Annotated in this window: 14 protein-coding genes; 1 reads left to right on the forward strand and 13 read right to left on the reverse strand. The window is 71.2% G+C overall.

The window, feature by feature from the left end; genetic code table 11:
- Positions 1–6 precede the first annotated feature (6 nt).
- The 12 genes from adhE to AOK22_RS10960 all read right to left on the reverse strand — a co-directional run bounded on the left by adhE (position 7) and on the right by AOK22_RS10960 (position 14,994).
- Positions 7–2,622, reverse strand: a complete 2,616-nt coding sequence (gene adhE / locus AOK22_RS10905; RefSeq protein WP_055698392.1) for a bifunctional acetaldehyde-CoA/alcohol dehydrogenase — start codon at positions 2,620–2,622, stop codon at positions 7–9.
- 260 nt (positions 2,623–2,882) lie between these two features.
- Positions 2,883–3,962, reverse strand: a complete 1,080-nt coding sequence (locus AOK22_RS10910) for a S1 family peptidase (RefSeq protein ID WP_055698393.1) — start codon at positions 3,960–3,962, stop codon at positions 2,883–2,885.
- A gap of 279 nt (positions 3,963–4,241) precedes the next feature.
- The gene (locus AOK22_RS10915; protein ID WP_079036483.1) at positions 4,242–5,123 is read right to left on the reverse strand and encodes a slipin family protein; all 882 of its coding nucleotides are present in this window, start codon (positions 5,121–5,123) and stop codon (positions 4,242–4,244) included.
- Between the two features lie 145 nt (positions 5,124–5,268).
- On the reverse strand, positions 5,269–6,174 hold the full coding sequence (locus tag AOK22_RS10920; protein WP_055698394.1) for a S1 family peptidase: 906 nt from the start codon (positions 6,172–6,174) through the stop codon (positions 5,269–5,271).
- Positions 6,175–6,439: 265 nt separating this feature from the next.
- Positions 6,440–7,255: a DUF1684 domain-containing protein gene (locus AOK22_RS10925; RefSeq protein WP_055698395.1), complete on the reverse strand. Its 816-nt coding sequence runs from the start codon at positions 7,253–7,255 to the stop codon at positions 6,440–6,442.
- 5 nt (positions 7,256–7,260) lie between these two features.
- The gene (locus AOK22_RS10930) at positions 7,261–8,562 is read right to left on the reverse strand and encodes an NtaA/DmoA family FMN-dependent monooxygenase (protein ID WP_055698396.1); all 1,302 of its coding nucleotides are present in this window, start codon (positions 8,560–8,562) and stop codon (positions 7,261–7,263) included.
- Positions 8,559–9,641 (reverse strand): LLM class flavin-dependent oxidoreductase, encoded by a 1,083-nt coding sequence (locus tag AOK22_RS10935; protein ID WP_055698397.1) that lies wholly within the window; start codon positions 9,639–9,641, stop codon positions 8,559–8,561. Before AOK22_RS10935 ends, AOK22_RS10930 begins: the two co-directional genes overlap by 4 nt.
- A gap of 28 nt (positions 9,642–9,669) precedes the next feature.
- Positions 9,670–10,644, reverse strand: coding sequence for an ABC transporter substrate-binding protein (locus AOK22_RS10940; protein WP_055698398.1), 975 nt, complete (start codon positions 10,642–10,644; stop codon positions 9,670–9,672).
- A gap of 10 nt (positions 10,645–10,654) precedes the next feature.
- Positions 10,655–11,467, reverse strand: coding sequence for an amino acid ABC transporter ATP-binding protein (locus tag AOK22_RS10945; RefSeq protein WP_055698399.1), 813 nt, complete (start codon positions 11,465–11,467; stop codon positions 10,655–10,657).
- The gene (locus AOK22_RS10950; RefSeq protein WP_055698400.1) at positions 11,464–12,357 is read right to left on the reverse strand and encodes an amino acid ABC transporter permease; all 894 of its coding nucleotides are present in this window, start codon (positions 12,355–12,357) and stop codon (positions 11,464–11,466) included. Before AOK22_RS10950 ends, AOK22_RS10945 begins: the two co-directional genes overlap by 4 nt.
- Positions 12,341–14,122, reverse strand: a complete 1,782-nt coding sequence (locus AOK22_RS10955) for an FAD/NAD(P)-binding protein (protein WP_055698401.1) — start codon at positions 14,120–14,122, stop codon at positions 12,341–12,343. Before AOK22_RS10955 ends, AOK22_RS10950 begins: the two co-directional genes overlap by 17 nt.
- On the reverse strand, positions 14,119–14,994 hold the full coding sequence (locus AOK22_RS10960; protein WP_055698402.1) for an amino acid ABC transporter permease: 876 nt from the start codon (positions 14,992–14,994) through the stop codon (positions 14,119–14,121). Before AOK22_RS10960 ends, AOK22_RS10955 begins: the two co-directional genes overlap by 4 nt.
- Positions 14,995–15,480: 486 nt before the next feature.
- On the opposite strand from AOK22_RS10960, the gene AOK22_RS10965 reads away from it, so the two are divergent.
- On the forward strand, positions 15,481–16,440 hold the full coding sequence (locus tag AOK22_RS10965) for an ABC transporter substrate-binding protein (protein WP_055698403.1): 960 nt from the start codon (positions 15,481–15,483) through the stop codon (positions 16,438–16,440).
- A 42-nt stretch (positions 16,441–16,482) separates the two neighbouring features.
- Here AOK22_RS10965 and AOK22_RS10970 read toward each other — a convergent pair whose 3' ends face one another.
- Positions 16,483–17,817 carry a DUF5685 family protein gene (locus AOK22_RS10970; protein ID WP_055698404.1) on the reverse strand — a complete coding sequence of 445 codons (1,335 nt, stop codon included), beginning with the start codon at positions 17,815–17,817 and terminating at the stop codon, positions 16,483–16,485.
- Between the last annotated feature and the right edge of the window lie 249 nt (positions 17,818–18,066).

Consider the following 18,066-nt stretch of genomic DNA (forward strand, 5'->3'; position numbering starts at 1 on the left):
CTCAGGTCACTGCCCCGCGTCCTTCCGGGGCTCGCCGTAGTACGCCTGCCGCATGAGCTGCTGCATCTCGTCGATCATCGGCATACGGGGGTTGGCCGGCGCGCACTGGTCGGCGTACGCGTTCATCGCCTGCTGCGGCAGAGCCTCCAGGAAGGCCGCCTCGTCGACGCCCTCCTCCTGGAAGGACGCGGGAATCCCGCACTTGGCGCGCAGCTCCTCCACCGCACGGGCATAGGACTCCACTCCCTCCTCGGGCGTCGCGGCCGGCAGGCCCAGCATGCGGGCGATCTCCTGGAACCGCTCCGGCGCCCGGTAGACCTCGGCCTTCGGCCACGGCGTCGCCTTGCCGGAGACCGTGCCGTTGTGCCGGATGACGTGCGGCAGGAGCAGCGCGTTGGTGCGGCCGTGGGCGACGTGGAACGTGTTGCCGAGGGTGTGCGCCATGGCGTGCACCAGGCCGAGGAAGGCGTTGGCGAAGGCCATGCCCGCGACCGTCGAGGCGTTGTGCATCTTCTCGCGCGCCTCGGGGTCCTTCGCGCCGTTCACGACGCACCGCTCCAGGTTCTCGAAGATGAGCTTGATGGCCTGGAGGCAGAGCCCGTCGGTGTAGTCGTTCGCGTAGGCGGAGACATACGCCTCGGTGGCGTGGGTCAGCGCGTCGAAGCCGGAGTCGGCGGTGACGGTCGCCGGCAGCCCCATCGGCAGGACCGGGTCGACGATCGCGACGTTCGGGGTGAGCGCGTAGTCGGCGAGGGGGTACTTCTGCGCGGCCTCCGGGTCGGAGATGACGGCGAAGGGGGTGACCTCCGAGCCGGTGCCCGAGGTGGTCGGGACGGCCACCATCTGCGCCTTCTTGCCGAGCCCGGGGAACGTGAAGGCCCGCTTGCGGATGTCGAAGAACTTCTCCTTGGTGTCGGCGAACTCGACCTCCGGGTGCTCGTACATCAGCCACATGATCTTGGCCGCGTCCATCGGCGAGCCGCCGCCGAGGCCGATGATCGTGTCCGGCCGGAAGTCCCGCATCCGCGCCGCGCCGGCACGGACGGTGGCGAGCTCCGGGTTGGGCTCGACGTCGTCGATGACCTGGACGGTGACGGCCTCGGGGCGGGCCGCGAGGATGTCGGTGACGCGGGCGACGAACCCGAGCTCCGACATCGTCTTGTCCGTCACGATCGAGACCCGCTTGATGCCGTCCATCTCGCCGAGGTAGCGCAGCGAGTTGCGCTCGAAGTAGATCTTCGGCGGGACCTTGAACCACTGCATGTTGTTGTTGCGCCGTCCGATCCGCTTGATGTTGACCAGGTTGACCGCGGAGACGTTGTTCGACACCGAGTTGTGTCCGTACGAGCCGCAGCCGAGGGTGAGCGAGGGGAGGAAGGAGTTGTAGACGTCGCCGATGCCGCCGAAGGTGGACGGGGCGTTGACGATGACCCGGACCGCCTTGACGCGCCTGCCGAACTCCTCGGCGAGCTCCTCGTCCTCGGTGTGGATGGCGGCACTGTGCCCGAGTCCGTGGAACTCGACCATCTGCGCGGCCAGTTCGAGGCCCCGCTCGGTGCTGTCGGCCTTCAGGGCGGCCAGGATCGGGGAGAGCTTCTCGCCGGTGAGCGGCTCGCCCACGCCGACCTCCGCGCACTCGGCGACGATGACCGAGGTGCCCTCGGGGACCTCGAAGCCGGCCTCCTCGGCGATCCACCGGGGCGACTTGCCGACGACGGCGGCGTTCAGCTTGGCGCCCGCGCAGTTGTTGGCGAAGGCGGTCGTGCCGAAGACGAACTCCTCCAGCTTGGTCTTCTCGGCCGCCGTGACGACGTACGCGCCGAGCCGCTGGAACTCCTCGAGCGCCTCCTCGTAGATCTCCTCGTCGAGGATGACGGCCTGCTCGGAGGCGCAGATCATGCCGTTGTCGAAGGCCTTGGAGAGCACGATGTCGTGCACGGCCCGCTTCAGCTTGCCGCTGCGGGTGACGTAGGCGGGCACGTTGCCCGCGCCGACGCCGAGCGCGGGCTTGCCGCAGGAGTAGGCGGCCTTCACCATCGCGTTGCCGCCGGTGGCGAGGATCGTGGAGACGCCCTCGTGGTTCATGAGGAGGCCGGTCGCCTCCATCGAGGGCTCCTCGACCCACTGCACGCAGTTCTCGGGTGCGCCGGCCTCGATCGCGGCGTCCCGGACGATCCGGGCGGCCTCGGCCGAGCACTTCTGGGCGCTCGGGTGGAAGGCGAAGACGATCGGGTTGCGGGTCTTCAGGGCGATGAGCGCCTTGAAGATCGTGGTCGAGGTCGGGTTGGTCACCGGGGTCATCGCGCAGACGACGCCGACCGGTTCGGCGATCTCGGTGATGCCGTTCAGCTCGTCGCGGGAGATGACGCCCGCGGTCTTCAGGCCGCGCATCGAGTTGACGACGTGCTCGCACGCGAAGAGGTTCTTGACGGCCTTGTCCTCGAAGAGGCCGCGCCCGGTCTCCTCGACCGCCTGCCGCGCGAGCTCACCGTGGTGGCTCAGCGCGGCGAGGGAGGCCTTCTTGACGATGTGGTCGACCTGCTCCTGGTCGTACGACTGGAACCGCTCGAGCGCCGCGAGGGCCCCCCGCACGAGTCCGTCCACCATCTCCTTGGCCTGCATGGCAGGTACTCCTTCTCCGAGACCTTTTCTCTACACCTCCGATTCCACACCTTTACGCCGCTCCCGCCCGGCCGAAAAGGACCCCAACCTCCGGGTAAAAGGTCCCGCCGAAGCATCTCCCCCCTCAGGGAAACCCATTCCGACCTGCGCAAACCTGAAGGGACTTTGGACCCTTGCGCGCTTGTGAAAGTTTTCACAAGGAATCCGGAAAAAGCCCCGCCCCCATTTCAGGGGGCGGGGCCCAAACCCTCAGGACGAGGTCAGCCGATTTCCGCGCCGTAGGCCGACAGGGCCTCCGGCACCGGCTGGAAGAACGTCTCGCCGCCGGACGAGCAGTCGCCGCTGCCGCCCGAGGTGAGACCCAGCGCCGTGTCGTCGGCGAAGAGCGCGCCGCCGCTGTCGCCGGGCTCCGCGCAGACCGTGGTCTGGATCAGACCGTCGACCTGGCCCTCCTGGTAGTTCACCGTGGCGTCGAGCGCGGTGACCTCACCGTCGTGGACCTGCGTGGTGCTGCCGCTGCGCGTGACCTTCTGGCCGACCGTGGCGTCCCCGGCCTTGCTGATCGCCTGGGTGCCGCCGTAGAGGTTGACCTCGCTGGGGTGCGGGGTGTCGGCCGTGTACTTCACGATGGCGTAGTCGTTGCCCGGGAAGCTCGACTCCTCCGTGGCGCCGATCTCCTGGCCGCCCTGCGCGTCGGACCAGCTCTTGACCGCGTTGCCGCAGTGGCCCGCCGTCAGGAAGTACGGCTCGCCGCCCTTGACGACGTTGAAGCCGAGCGAGCAGCGCGAGCCGCTCCCCCAGATCGCGTCGCCGCCGGCGATGAAGGCCTTGTACTCGCCCTTGCTCCGCTTGAGCTCGGCCTTGCCGCCGAGGCTCTTCACGATCGAGGCGACCTTGTCGAGCTTCGCGCCCTTGACCGTGCGGTCGGCCGTCACGACGACCTTGTTGGAGGCGGGGTCCATGGCCCACGAGGTGCCGGGGACGGCCGCCTTGTCGTCCAGCGTCGCGCGGGCGGTCTTCAGCTCCGCCAGGGAGTTCTCGACGATTCTGGCCTTGCCGCCCGCCGACTCGACGGCTTCCGCGGCACTCTGGTTCAGCACGTTCACGACGAGGCTCTTCGCCTTGGCGTCGTAGTACGTGCCCGCGGCGTCCGCGCCCAGCTCCTTGCCCAGGGACGAGGCGAGCTTTCCGGCCTTGGCCACCGAGAGGGTGTCCGGCGTGGGCTCGGGGGAGTTCTCGCTCGCGTTCGCAGTCTGGAAGGTGATTCCCGCGGCGACCAGCGCGGCGATGCCCGCGCCTGCCACGGCGGCACGCCGCTTGGGTATGCGTCGGTGCTTCAAAACTCACGACCTCCTGTGGGGGGATCGACCCGTCCGGTGTGGGGTCCCGACGGGCCGCAGGGCTTGCGCGGCACGGAGTTGCCACGCTGAAAAAGCCGCGTCCATGCCAATTGGCCTCGCCCACTATCCCGATGCCTTCCGGTCGCACACAAGGTCTACTTCAGGACGTGCGCACGGCAACGGCCGTACGCCCCCGGCGCGTTGGGCGAGCAGGATCTGGCCACGTCGGTTCCCGGTGCAAACACCGCGTGCAAGGGGACGGTCGCCGGCGGGTGAGGACTAGTCCTGTCCGGTTCTCGACCCTCCGTGGGCGTTGTTCTCTCCGACTTCCGCGTTCGCCGCTCCGGAATCCGGCAGCTTCGCGGGCCCCGGAACCGCCCCGTCCGGCTGCTGCGGCAGGGCCTGCTGCGCCCGCTCCAGGAAGCGGAGCAGCTCCACGGGGAAGGGCAGCACGAGGGTGGAGTTCTTCTCGGCGGCGACGGCCACCACCGTCTGCAGAAGACGGAGCTGGAGCGCCGCCGGTTCCTCCGCCATGCCCTTGGCGGCCTCCGCGAGCTTCTTGGAGGCCTGGAGTTCGGCGTCGGCGTTGATGACCCGGGCCCGGCGCTCCCGGTCGGCCTCGGCCTGCCGCGCCATCGAGCGCTTCATGGTCTCCGGCAGCGAGACGTCCTTGATCTCGACCCGGTCGATCTGCACGCCCCAGCCGATGGCCGGGCTGTCGATCATCAGCTCCAGGCCCTGGTTCAGCTTCTCCCGGTTGGACAGCAGATCGTCCAGGTCGCTCTTGCCGATGATCGAGCGCAGCGACGTCTGCGCCATCTGCGAGACCGCGAAGCGGTAGTCCTCGACCTGCATCACCGCGTCGGCCGGATCGATCACCTTGAAGTAGATGACGGCGTCCACCCGCACGGTGACGTTGTCGCGCGTGATGCCGTCCTGTGCGGGCACGGGCATCGTCACGATCTGCATGTTCACTTTGCGGAGCCGGTCGACCATGGGCACGATCATCGTGAACCCCGGCCCGCGCACCGCGCGTTGCAGCCGCCCGAGGCGCAGGATCACACCCCGCTCGTACTGCTTGATGACGCGCGCCGCCGCCATCACATAGACCGCTCCGACGGACCCGACGACCAGTCCCGCCGTCACCAGCTCCTCGACCATGCCGGCCCCCCAGGGTCCGAATTGGGCGTGTTGGGCGTCCACTTCGAAGGTAGTCGCCCGCCCTGGACAGCGCGAGCCCCCGCCCGGAAGCCGGGCGGGGGCTCATGCCGCTGTGCCGGCCGGGACCCGGCCGGCGTGCGGTGTCTCAGTAGACGCTGACGTTGTACGCGCGCAGCGCCTCGGTGACCGGCTGGAAGAACGTCGTGCCGCCCGACGAGCAGTTGCCGCTGCCGCCGGAGGTCAGGCCGAGCGCCGTGGAACCGGAGTACAGCGGGCCGCCGCTGTCGCCGGGCTCGGCGCAGACCGTGGTCTTGATCATGCCGTAGACGACGTCGCCGCCGCCGTAGTTGACGGTCTGGTTGAGCGCGGTGACCCGGCCGCTGTGCGTACCGGTCGTCGAGCCGCGCCGGGTCACGTTCTGCCCGACGGTGGGGTCGGCGGCGCCCGTGATGTCCTGGCTGCCCACGGTGCCGGACTTGGTGACGGAGTTGTTCGTGTAGCGCACGATGCCGTAGTCGTTGGTCGGGAAGCTGGAGCCCGACGTGGTGCCGAGCACGGTGGTCTTCGCCGAGTTGGACCACCAGGTGCCCGCGCCGTCGGTGCAGTGGCCCGCGGTCAGGAAGTAGTAGGCGCCCGCGCTGTTGCGGACGTTGAAGCCGAGGGAACAGCGCCAGCTGTCGGCGTAGATGGCGTCGCCGCCGGAGATGTACTTCTGGAACTTCCCGGGCGTGCGCTGGATCTTCAGTGCGCCGGCGTTGGCCCCCGCCGCCTTCTTGAGCTTGGCGATCTCGGCCTTGGAGACCGTGCTGTCGGCGGTGACGACGAGTCGCTTGGTCTTCGGGTCGATGCCCCAGGCGGTGCCCGCGACATCGGCGCCGAGCACGGCGTCGTCGGCCTGCCGCAGCTGGGCCGCGCTGAACGTCGCCACGCTGTCCTGCGCGTTCGCCGCGGGCACGACGAGCGCTCCGGCGGCGACGAGACCAGTGGCCACGGCGAGCAGTCGGGTGCGTCTCGCGGTGTCGCTGTGGGGGATGGTGCGCTTGATCCTCACGTTTGTTCCTCCCGAGGGAAGTCAGTGGACCCTTGTGGGTTGAGGGCCCGTGAGGCGCAGCCAAAGAGCAGGCAGGATTCCGGATACGCCGTGCTCCTGACAAGCGCTGCTCGGGAGTATTAGGGGGCGAGTACGAGCCGCACAAGAGCACCTTTCGGCCGTCGACCGAATACACGTCGACCGGCCCCGGTGGGTTCCGTACCTGTCGTACGCCACCGGGGCTCGGGTTTTCGGCTGTGGTGCCGAGGTCCGACCGTCTGACGAATCAGCGGTCGAGAAGGTTCCGTTCTCCCGCCGCGATCTCCGTCGCCAGCGTGTTGCCGGGCGGCGGGAAGGGGCAGAGGAAGTGGTCGGCGAAGGCGCAGGGCGGCAGCAGCGCGCGGTTGAAGTCGACCGCGGTGCGGCCCTCGGCGTCGGGCGCGGCGGGCCGCAGGAAGCGGAACCGGTGACTGGAGACGCCACTGGTGCCGTCGGCGAAGACGGCCCACAGCGAACCGTCCGCCTCGACGGCCGCCTGGAGCGTGTGCTCGACTCCCCCGAGCCGGAAGGAGAGTTCACCGCCGAGGCCGAGGCCGCGCTCCTTGCCGTCCGCGTTGCCGACGGTGACGGTGCGCTTCTCGTCGTACGGGGTGAAGCGTCCGGGCACCGCCCAGCGCTCGTCGTACGCGGTGGCCTCGATGCCCTTGAAGGCGCGACGCGCGGCGGAGTCCGGGTCGAAGTCGCGCACCGCCCACAGGCCTTCGCGCCGGATGACGACGAGCCGGCGCGCGCCGAGGACGACGCGGGCCTCCTCGACGAGGAGGGTGTCCGGGCCGAGGCGGACCTCTCCGGTCAGGGGCAGGCCGTCGACGGTCAGGCCGTCGGCGGGCTCCGCGGTGAGGACGACCGCGTCGGGGGTCGCCGTCCACCGCCCGGGAATCCCCGGAAGGTGCCCGTCCGGGTGGTCGGCGAGCCAGTGGGTGCCCTTGAGGGCGAGTGAGCCGTAGGGCGCCGACTCCGTCGCCGTGCGCTCCTCGTGCCACTGCTTCCAGTCCTGCGCGGCGTCGGTGTCCGGGCCGGCGCCGTCGTTCTCGGTGCTCATGGTGATCAGTCCTTCCCTGCGGGCTCACGCAGCCCGAGATGTGAGCGCAGCGTCGTGCCCTCGTATTCCGTGCGGTACACGCCGCGCTCCTGGAGCAGCGGCACCACCTTCTCGACGAACTCGTCGAGCCCGCCGGGGGTCAGGTGCGGCACGAGGATGAAGCCGTCGGCGGCCTCGGTGCGCACGGACTCCGCGAGTTCGGCGGCGACCGCGTCCGGGGTGCCGACGAAGGACTGGCGGGCCGTGGTCTCGACGACGGTCTGGCGGATGGAGAGCCCCTTGGCCTCGGACAGCGCGCGCCACTTGGCGGCGACGGCGAAGGGGTCGGCGATCCGGACCCGGCCCTGGACCAGCTCCGAGTCCGGGACCGGGTCGATGTCGGGCAGCGGCCCGTCCGGGTCGTACGCGGACAGGTCCACGCCCCACACCTGCTCCAGGGCGAGGAGCGCGTTCTGCGGGGACACCTGCGCGCGGCGGATCCCGGCGGCCTTCTCCTGGGCCTCGGCCGCGGTGTCGCCGAGGACGTAGGTGACCCCGGGCATGATCTTCAGGTCGTCGGCGGACCGCCCGTACGCGGCGAGGCGGCCCTTGACGTCGGCGTAGAAGGCGCGGCCCGCCTCGGGCGTGCCGTGCCGGGTGAAGATGACGTCGGCGGCCGACGCGGCGAACTCCCGGCCCTCCGAGGAGTCCCCCGCCTGGATCACGACGGGGTGGCCCTGCGGGGAACGCGGCACGGGGAACTCGCCCTCGATCGCGAAGTGCTCGCCGTGGTGCGTGAAGCCGCGCTGCCGTCCGTCGGGCGTCCAGGAGTCCCACAGCTCGCGCGCGGTGGCGAGGAACTCGGCGGCGCGGGTGTAACGGTCGGCGCGGTCGAGGTAGCCGCCGCGCCGGAAGTTCTCGCCGGTGAAGGCGTCGGAGGTGGTGACGACGTTCCAGGCGGCGCGGCCCGCGCTGAGGTGGTCGAGCGAGGCGAACCTGCGGGCCAGCTCGAAGGGTTCGTTGAAGGTCGCGTTGACGGTGCCCGCGAGGCCGAGCCGCTCGGTCACGGCGGCGAGCGCGGTCAGGACGGTGAGCGACTCGGGCCGCCCGACGACGTCCAGGTCGTGGATGCGGCCCTTGTGCTCGCGCAGCCGCAGCCCCTCGGCGAGGAAGAAGAAGTCGAACAGGCCGCGTTCGGCGGTGCGGGCGAGGTGCGTGAAGGACGCGAAGTCGATGTGGGAGCCGGACCCCGGGTCGGACCAGACGGTGGTGTTGTTGACGCCGGGGAAGTGGGCGGCCAGGTGCACCTGTTTGGGTCGCTGTGTCATGAGGACTCCCCCGCGAGCGCGGCGTATCGGTTGACGGGCCGGGCGAGCCCCAGGTGCTCCCTGAGCGTGCTGCCCGGGTAGAAGGTGCGGAACAGCCCGCGGTGCTGGAGCAGCGCGACGGTGCCGTTGACGAGCCGCTCCAGGTCGCGGCGCGGTTCGACGGGCGTGAGGTGGAAGCCGTCGACGGCTCCCGCGCCGTGCCAGGCGGCGATCAGTTCGGCCAGGTCGACGGGCCCGCCCCGGTAGGAGGGCCCCTCGGCGGTGGGCAGCGGTCCCCCGCCGTGCCCCGGTTCGGCGGCGCACTCGCCGCCGCCGAGGTCGACGACGAGGGCGGCGAACACCCGCAGCGTCCGCGGGTCGCGCCCGTACCGCGCGGCGAGGCCCCGCAGTTCGGCGCGCGCGGCGTCGGCCCGGTCGGCGGAGGCGACGCGCACCAGGGCGACGTCCGCGTACCGGGCGGCGGTCTCGCGGGCCTGCGGGGCGGTCGCGTCGACGACGACCACGGGGTGGCCCTGCGGCGGCCGGGGCACGATGGAGGGCCCGCGCACCGAGAAGTCACGCCCCTGGAAGTCGACGTAGTGCAGCTTGTCCCGGTCGATGAAGCGGCCGGTCGCCACGTCCCGTATCTCCGCGTCGTCCTCCCAGCTGTCCCACAGCCGCCGGGCCACGTCGGCGACCTCGCCGGCCTCGCGCCACAGCTCCTCGCGGGGCGCCGCGCGGCGCCGCCCGAAGAGCCGGGCCTCGGCCTCGGTCGCGGACACGTCGACGCCCCAGCCGGCCCGGCCGTGGCTGACCCAGTCGAGGGTCGCCAGGGAGGCCTGCACGTGGAACGGCTCGGTGTGCGTGGTCGTGACGGTCGGCACGAGGCCGACGCGGCCGGTGCGGGGCGCGATCCGCGCGGCCACGCCGAGCGCGTCGAGCCCGGCCCGCGCGAAGGAGTCGCCCAGCGTCACGAAGTCCAGGGCCCCCTGCTCGGCGAGGAGCGCGAGCTCGGCGTAGGGAGCGGCTTCGTAGGTCTCGGGCAGGTCGATGGCGGCGGCGAGGTGGAGCGGGCCGCGCCCGGTGGGTGCGGTGGTCATCGGCTGAACCTTTCTGCTGAGGGCACGGCTACGGCTTGGGCAGGCCCGGCGGATTGATCTCGGACTTCTTCACGGCCTCGCCGGACAGCCCCCACCGCTTGAGGACCTTCGCGTAACTGCCGTCCTTGATCGCGTGGTCGATCGCCGCGGCGTAGGCGTCGACGAGCCCGCTCCCCTTCTTCGTGGTCGCGGCGATCTCCCCCTGGAGCGAGTCGCCCCCGCCCGAGAGCGATCCCGCGACCTCGCTCTGGCCCGCGGAGGCCACGTGGTACGAGACCGCGGGGCTCGGCCCGAGGTAGGCGTCGATGCGCCCGGACTGGAGGGCGAGGTAGTAGTCGGAGTCCTTCTGGAAGTACTTGATGTCGACCGGCTCGCGCCCGGCCTTCTCGTTGCGCCTGCTCCAGTCGACGAGGATCTTCTCCTGGTTGGTGCCGGAGGAGACCGCGACGGCCTTGCCGGCCACGTCCTTCGGCCCCTTCACCGTCCAGCCGGCGCCCTTCTTCACCTCGAAGGCGATGTTGTCGAGCCGGTAGGTCGCGAAGTCGTACTTCTCCTTGCGCTCCTCGGTCACCGTGACGTTGCCGAAGACACCGTCGAACTTCCCGCTGTCCAGGCCGACGAAGAGGTTCTCCCAGGAGACCTCCTCGAACACCGGCTTGAGGCCGAGGGTGTCGGCGACGAGGACCGCGAGGTCGACCTCGGAGCCGATGCGGGTCTTGTCGTCGGTGGCGTAGAAGCCGAGCGGCGCGGTCGAGTCGGCGCCGCCGCCGAGCCGCAGCGTGCCGCGCTTTCTCACGTCCTCGGGCACGAGGGCGGCGATCGAGTCGACCTTCTTGCCGCGCACGCGGTTCTGGTCGGGTCCGATGTTGATGGAGCCGACCTTCTTGACGCCGGGGCGGCCGCCGCCGGTCGCGGCGTCGCTGTCGCCGCCGCAGGCGCTGAGCAGGGGCGCGGCGGCCAGGGCGGCGACGGCGAAGGTGAGGGCGGTGCGTCGGGATGGCATGCGGGGGCTCCTAGAGGACCTTGGAGAGGAAGGCGCGGGTGCGCTCGTGCCGGGGGGCGTCGAGTACGTCGGCGGGGGCGCCCCGCTCGACGACGCGGCCGTCGTCCATGAAGACGACGGTGTCGGCCACCTCGCGGGCGAAGCCGATCTCATGGGTGACGACGATCATCGTGGTGCCCTGGCGCGCCAGGTCCTTGATGACGTCGAGGACCTCGCCGACCAGCTCCGGGTCGAGCGCGGAGGTCGGCTCGTCGAAGAGGAGCAGCTTCGGCTCCAGGGCGAGGGCGCGGGCGATGGCGACGCGCTGCTGCTGTCCGCCGGAGAGCTGCTTGGGGTAGGCGTCGGCCTTGTCGGCGAGCCCGACCCTCGCGAGCAGCGCCTCGGCGCTCGCCACGGCCTGCCTGCGGGGCCGCTTCAGCGCGGAGACCGGCGCCTCGACGATGTTCTCCAGGACCGTCAGATGCGGGAAGAGGTTGAAGTTCTGGAAGACGAAGCCGATGTGGGTGCGCTGCTTGAGGACGTCCCGCTCGCGCAGCTCGTACAGCTTGCCCGCCCGTCCCCCACCACCGCCCTTGCCGGGGGCCCTTCGGGCCGACGCCTTGTCTCCACGCCGGTAGCCGACGAGCTCGCCGTCGACGCTGACCCAGCCCCCGTCGACCTTCTCCAGGTGGTTGATGGTGCGCAGCAGCGTGGACTTGCCGGAGCCGGAGGGGCCGAGGACGACGGTGACCTCGCCCGCGGCGACCTCCAGGTCGACTCCCTTCAGCACCTCCAGGGAGCCGAAGGACTTGCGGACGGAACGGAGTTCGACCATGGCGCTCATCGCGTGGCCCCCTTGGAGAAGTGACGTTCGACGTAGTGCTGGAGGACGGAGAGCGCGCTGGTCAGGAGGATGTACCAGACGGTGGCGACCATCAGGAGCGGCACGACCCGGCCGTTGCGGCCGTAGATGACCTGCACTTGGTAGAAGAGTTCGCCGATCGCCATGACGGAGACGATCGAGGTGCCCTTGAAGAGGGAGATGATCTCGTTGGCCGCGTTGGGCAGGATCGACCGCATCGCCTGCGGGAGCACGATCCTGCGCACCTGCCGCAGTTTGGGGATGCCGAGCGCGGCGGCGGCCTCCAGCTGCCCGCTGTCGACGGCCGCGACACCGGCGCGCACGATCTCCGCGGCGTACGCGGCCTGGTGCAGTGCCAGACCGAGGACGGCCGCGCTCATCGCGCCGACGAGCCCCATGGTGTCGAAGGAGAAGAAGCCGGGCCCGAACGGGATGCCGAACTGCAGCTCCTTGTAGAGGTAGGCGAGGTTGAACCAGAACAGCAGCTGCACGATGAGCGGGATCGAGCGGAACGCCCAGATGTAGGCGAAGGCCACCGACTTCAGGAACGGGCTCGCCGAGAGCCGCATGAAGGCGAGGACGACACCGAGCGCGAAGCCGAGCGCCGTGCCGTAGAAGGTGAGCTGGAGGGTGATCCAGACCGCCTTGAGGATGACGTCGGCGGTGAAGAACTCCGCGAACACCTCCCACTCCCAGGCGGGGTTGGTGACGAGTCCGTGCGCGAACTGCGCGATCAGGACGGCGGTCGCGGCGACGGCGGCCCACCGCCAGGGGTGGCGTACGGGTACGACCGTGAACCCGTCGAGGTCGTCGGCCGCCGGCGGCGCGGCCCGGTCGCCCTTGCTGACGGGCGGATCACTGGTCAGGGACATGGGTTCCTCGGGTCGTGGAGGTGCGCAGGAAGTCGAGGACGGCGCGTGCGGTGGCGTCGTTCTGCCGGAAGGTGGGGCTGTTGGTCCGCGGCCGGGTGAACGCACCGGCGCCGCGCGCGTCGGTGTGCGGGCCGAGCGCGAAGCGGCGCGGATGCGGCACGCCCGCCCGGTCGAGGATCCGTCCGTCGGCGGGGTCGACGGCGAGGAGTCCGGCCGGCGTCTCGCCGACGCCCTCGGCATGCAGGGCGCGCAGCAGCGGGTCGCGGGCGCGGGCCAGGGTGGGCTGCGGCAGCCGGGCCTCGACGAGCGCGCGGGCCTCGGTGACGTGGCCGGGCAGGGTGGGGCTCTGGGCGCGGAACACCCCGTCCTCGGCGCTCACCCGGACGTCCGCGCCGAGGAACCGCACGATCCCGGCGCGCGAGAGGGCGAGGAGCTGCCGCAGCCGGGGGCCGGGCGGGCCGGACGCGAGGTAGCTGAAGAAGCCGTGCCACCAGTCGCCCGGGTCGCCGAGCCGCACCAACTGGCCGTAGACGGAGAGGAGTCCGAGGAACACGGCGAGGTCGGGGCTGTGCCCGGGGTCGTGGCGGCGGGCGAGGTCGTCGGTGATGTAGCCGCGCAGCCCGTCCTGCAGCGCCTCGTAGGAGGTGTGGCCCACCCCGGAGAGGGGGTGGTCGAGGGCGGTGAGGTCGAGCCGGTCGGCGGGGTCGGGCACGGCGGAGGCGACGAGGGCGTCCAGTTCGGGGCTGCCGGGCGCGCAGGCCTCGTACTTCTCGTCGAAGTCCGCCCAGGCGATGCGGGTGCGCCCGGGGTGGGCGGTGAAGAGACGGTGGTAGTGGGCGAAGCCGAGTTCCTTCTCGATGAGCGGCCACACGTCGCGCCGGAAGTCGTGTCCGCCGGGCCGGGCGAGGAGCGCGTCGACCTCGGCGGGGCCCAGGTAGCGGGGCAGCGGCGGCCGTTCGCCCGTCCAGTCGTAGCCGATCTTCGAGTGGTAGGGGACGCCGCGCCGCGAGCCGACGTGGAGGACGGGCTCGCGCCCCGAGGGGTGGTAGGTGTCGCCCTCATACCGTCCGCCGCGGCCCTCGGTGAGCAGCACCATCAGGTCGACGAAGGCGAGGCCGAAGCCGCGCACGAGGACGGGTTCGCCGGGCGCGAGGCGCGAGAGGTCGCTGTCGGCGGTGAAGTCCGGCGGCAGGTGCACCAGCCCGTTGCGCTCGGCGTACGCGGCCAACTCGGTCTGCTCGTCGTCGAGTTCGGCGTCCAGGTGCCCCTGGAGCAGGAGGACGAGGTCGGCGGCTATCGGTTCGTCGAGGCCTTCGACGAACACGTCCTGACGGGTGTCGTGCCCACCGGTGACGCGCAGCGCCCTGCGCGGGTGGTGGTGGACGGTGATGCCCTCGGGCAGGGCGGCCACGGCCTGTTCGTACACCCAGCGCATGTAGGCGCTCTGCTCGTGGCGGCTGAGGAAGTCCCGGCCGTCGCGTCCGCTCCACTCGTGCAGCGCGGGGCCCGGCACGACCGGGCCCGTCAGCTCCACCGTCTCGTCGGTGAACATGGTGACGTCCTGGGCCTGCGAGTTCATCCAGAGCAGCGGCGACTGGTCGGCCCGCCAGACGCGCCCGCCGCCCGGCGGGTGCGGGTCGACGAGGTGGATGTCGAGGCCGTCGACGTCCGAACCCTCGTACAGCTCGGGCGCGTTGGCGGCGATGCGTTCCAGGATGCCGGTGCCGCGCGGGCCCGCTCCCACGAACACCAGGGAGCGCCTCATCGGGCACGCTCCGAACCGCGGGCGTAGTGCCGCTCGACGTAGTACTGGCCGACGCTGAGCACCGAGGTGACCACGACGTACCAGATGGTGGCGACCATCAGCAGCGGGATGACCTGGTAGGTGCGGTGGTAGACGAGCTGCACGGAGTAGAGCAGGTCCTGCACGGCGATGACGGAGACGATCGAGGTGCCCTTGAGCGTGCCGATGAGCATGTTCCCGGCCGGCGGCACGATGGACCGCATGGCCTGCGGCAGCACGATCCGCCGCCACCTGCGCCACCGTCCGAGGCCGAGCGACTGCGCGGCCTCGATCTGCCCGCGGTCGACGGAGAGGATTCCGCCGCGCACCACCTCGGCGGCGTACGCGGCCTCGTGCAGCGTGAGGCCGATGACGGCGATGGTGACGGGTCCGAGCAGATCGACCGTCTTCACGCCGAACAGCTGCGGGTAGAGCGCCCCGATGTTGAACCAGAACAGCAGCTGCACCAGGATCGGCATCGACCTGAAGAACCAGATGTATCCCCAACTGACCGCTCTCAGAACGGGGTTGGCGGACAGGCGGCCGATGGCGAGCAGCGCACCGAGCGCGAAGCCGAGCGCCATGACGACGGCGGTCAGCCAGAGCGTGAGCCACAGGCCGCGCAGGACGGACGCCGTGGTGAAGTAGTCGGCGACGACGTCCCACTGGAACGCCCCGTTGCGGACGACGGACGTGGCGGCCAGCGCGAGCAGCACCAGGACGACGGCGGCCGCCGTCCACTGGCCCAGGCGCGGCCGGGGCACAATGCGCGGGGTGTCGTCGGGCGCGGCGGGGCCGGCGGGATCCGGGGACGGCGGAGAGGTCTCGACTTTGGCGAGGGTGTCGGAGGACATGCGGAAGGCTCCGTGGATGCAGAAGCTCGAACACGGGTGGTGCCTTCACATGGACCGAGCCCCTCAGCACGATCCGCCCCCGAGATTACGGGGCGCTTCACCTGAACTGTCAAGGGTGTCCAGGATATGAGCGTTACGTCTCACGGCAGTTGACGCGGAAACGGATGCCTGCTCCACTTGGCCCATGCATCCGCAGCAGTGGCTGGTCACGCGCTCCCACATCGACTTCGGTCGAGTGTGGTCGGCGTCTTGTTGATGTCCTCCTGAGCCGACCCCCTGCGATCGCCGTGCCCTGAGCCCCGTCGGGCCCCCTGGGGGATTCGGCTTCTGCGCGCCTTCCTGTGTTCTCGCCGCCATCGCCCCCGCGCGGGCGGCGACCCCGCCTTCACACGCGTACGCCACCGCTCCCCCGTCGCGAGCGGTGGCACACCCCTCCCCTCGCACGTCCGCTTCGCCCTGCCCTGCCGAGCTGGAGAACGTCACGCCATGAGCACGCCCTCGCAGTCCCGCCGTATCCCGGCGGCCTTCGCCCTGATCACCGCCGCCACCCTCGCGCTGACCGCGTGCGGCTCCGGTGGCGCCGCGGGCACCGCGGGCGGTGCGGCCCCCGCCGGCAAGAGCGCCAGGATCCCGACCGCCGACGTGGTGTCCTCCGTCAAGAAGAGCCCGGCCGCGGCCGGCCTGCTGCCCGCGGACGTGCGCGAGCGCGGCACCCTCGACGTCGCCGCCTCCGTCGGCGGCACCCCGCCCGGCGCGCTCTACCTGGAGGACGGCAGGACGATCGTCGGCCAGGACATCGACTTCGCGGACGCCGTGGCCAAGGTCCTCGGCCTGAAGCTGAAGCGGGAGGCCGCGAGCTTCGAGGCGATCCTGCCGGCCCTGGGCAGCGGCAAGTACGACCTGGGCACGGGCAACTTCGGGGTGACCGACGAGCGCCGCAGGACCATCGACTTCGTGACGTACATCAACGACGGCCAGGGCTTCGCCGTCCGCAAGGACAGCAAGCTGAAGAAGGTCACCGACTTCGAGCAGCTGTGCGGACTGAACGTGGCGACCGGCGCGGGCACCACCTTCGAGGTCACGCTGGAGGACAACAAGCACGTCTGCGAGGAGGCGGGCAAGAAGCCCTACAGCGTGAAGACGTACGCCGAGCAGGGCGCGATCTGGGCCGCGCTGCAGCAGGGCCGCGCGGACGCGGTGATGTCCACGATCAACGGCCTTCGCTACGCCGTGAAGCAGCAGGAGGGCCTGAAGTTCCTCGGCGAGTACCACCGGCTCGACGTCGGCTTCGCCTTCAAGAAGGGCACGAAGCTGGCCCCCGCCTTCCGGGCCGCGGTCGACCAGCTGATCAAGGACGGGACGTACGACCGCATCCTGAAGAAGTGGGGGACGCAGGGTTCGGCGATCGAGAAGTCGCAGATCTCCCCGCCGGAGATCAAGGACTGACCCCGCGTCACCCCGGCCGACGCCCCGCGCGCCCCCGGACCGCTAGAGGCCGCAGTCGCAGCAGGAGCAGCACTCGCAGATGCCGCAGCAGCCGCAGTCGCAGTCGCAGTTCGTGCAGCAGCCCTCGCGCTTCTTGCGGGACCAGGGGCCCTCGTAGTGGTCGGCGCAGCACATCTTGCAGGTGCAGCACAGGCCGATGGCGACGGCGCACCCGGCCCAGAAGCCGCGCTTGCCGGGCTTCGGCGGCTGCGGCCCGAAGTCGGGACCGCCGCCGAAGCCGCCGGGCCCCCCGGAGCCACCGGAGCCGCCCGGACCGCCGGGCCCCTGGGGCCCGGCCGGACCACCGGGCACACCGCCTCCGTACGGATTGCCGCCTCCGTACGGATTCTGCGGGCCGTACGGACCACTGGAGGGGTGTCCGTACGGCCCGCCCTGCTGCGGGGCGCCGTACGCGCCGCCCTGCTGCGGCGGTCCGAAGGAGCCGTCCTGATGCGCCGTCACCTGATGTGTGTGCCCGCAGCCGTCGGTCCCGAAGGCCCGGTCGACCGACCGGCCCAGCTCGTGCGCGAGCAGCATGTGGGCCAGCTTGCCGTCGGTGAACTCGGCGTCCCGCAGTGCGAGGCGGATGCCGTGCAGCGCGTCGTCGGCGAGGCGCCGCGCCTCGGTCAGGGACGTGCCGGTCGCGGTGAGCGGGTTCCACGCGCCCGACGCGGCGTCGGCCTCCTTGTCCTCCACGGCGTCGAGCAGGTGCGCGAGGCGGCCGAAGAGCCGGCCGGCCTCGGCGAGCGGCTGCGCGTTGCCGGGGCGGCCGGCGAGCACGGCGGTGTGCGCGAAGGCCGCGGCGGTCGCGGTCTCGGTCGGCTCGGTGACCGCGAGCAGCGAGGTGCCGGGGCCCGCCAAGGCCTCGATGCCGGCCTGCCGTTCGACGGCGTCGACCAGGACCGCCGTGTCGAAGCCCACATCGGCGCCGGTCCGCGCGCCCGCCTTGTCCCAGCTGCGGGCCACCCGCCGGGCCGCGACGGCCACTGGCCTGCGCGCCAGGAGCCCGTCCCCGTCGACGACATGGTCGCGGACCTTCGCCGAGGCGAGGACCAGCGAGACGGCCGCGGCGAGCCGCGCGCCCTCGCCCCGCGCCACGGACGCCGTCCGCATCCCGCGCAGCGGACAGGGCCCCGCGGTGCGCCGCCAGCCGGTCGAGCGCTCGGCCTGAGCCTCCGTCAGAACCGAGATGATGAGCCCGTCGTAGTTGGTGACGACCCGGGCGAACTGCCCGTGGTCACCGCGCAGCGCGAGACAGAGCCCGCACAGATGGGCCATCCACTGCGTCTTGAGGCCCTCCCCGAGACGATGGCTGCAGGGCCTGACGATTCCGAACAAGACGACTCCCCCGAGAAGCCCGAAGCGATCAACCCGGGCATCGTAGCGAGGGCCCCGTTCACCCGGACGCACCGACCGTCACCCATACGCCGTGAAGAATCATATTTCACTCTCCGTCAGCAGCCGTACACGGCAAGACCCTTGAAGCGCAACGTGCGTCGGCGTGTTGACTCTGCACCAGTACCGTCACGAAAACCCCGCGCGGCGACTATCCACTTGGCGCACCATCCGCATCATGGACGACGATAG

The sequence above is a fragment of the Streptomyces silaceus genome (assembly GCF_001419745.1).
GTDB classification, from domain to species: domain Bacteria; phylum Actinomycetota; class Actinomycetes; order Streptomycetales; family Streptomycetaceae; genus Streptomyces; species Streptomyces silaceus.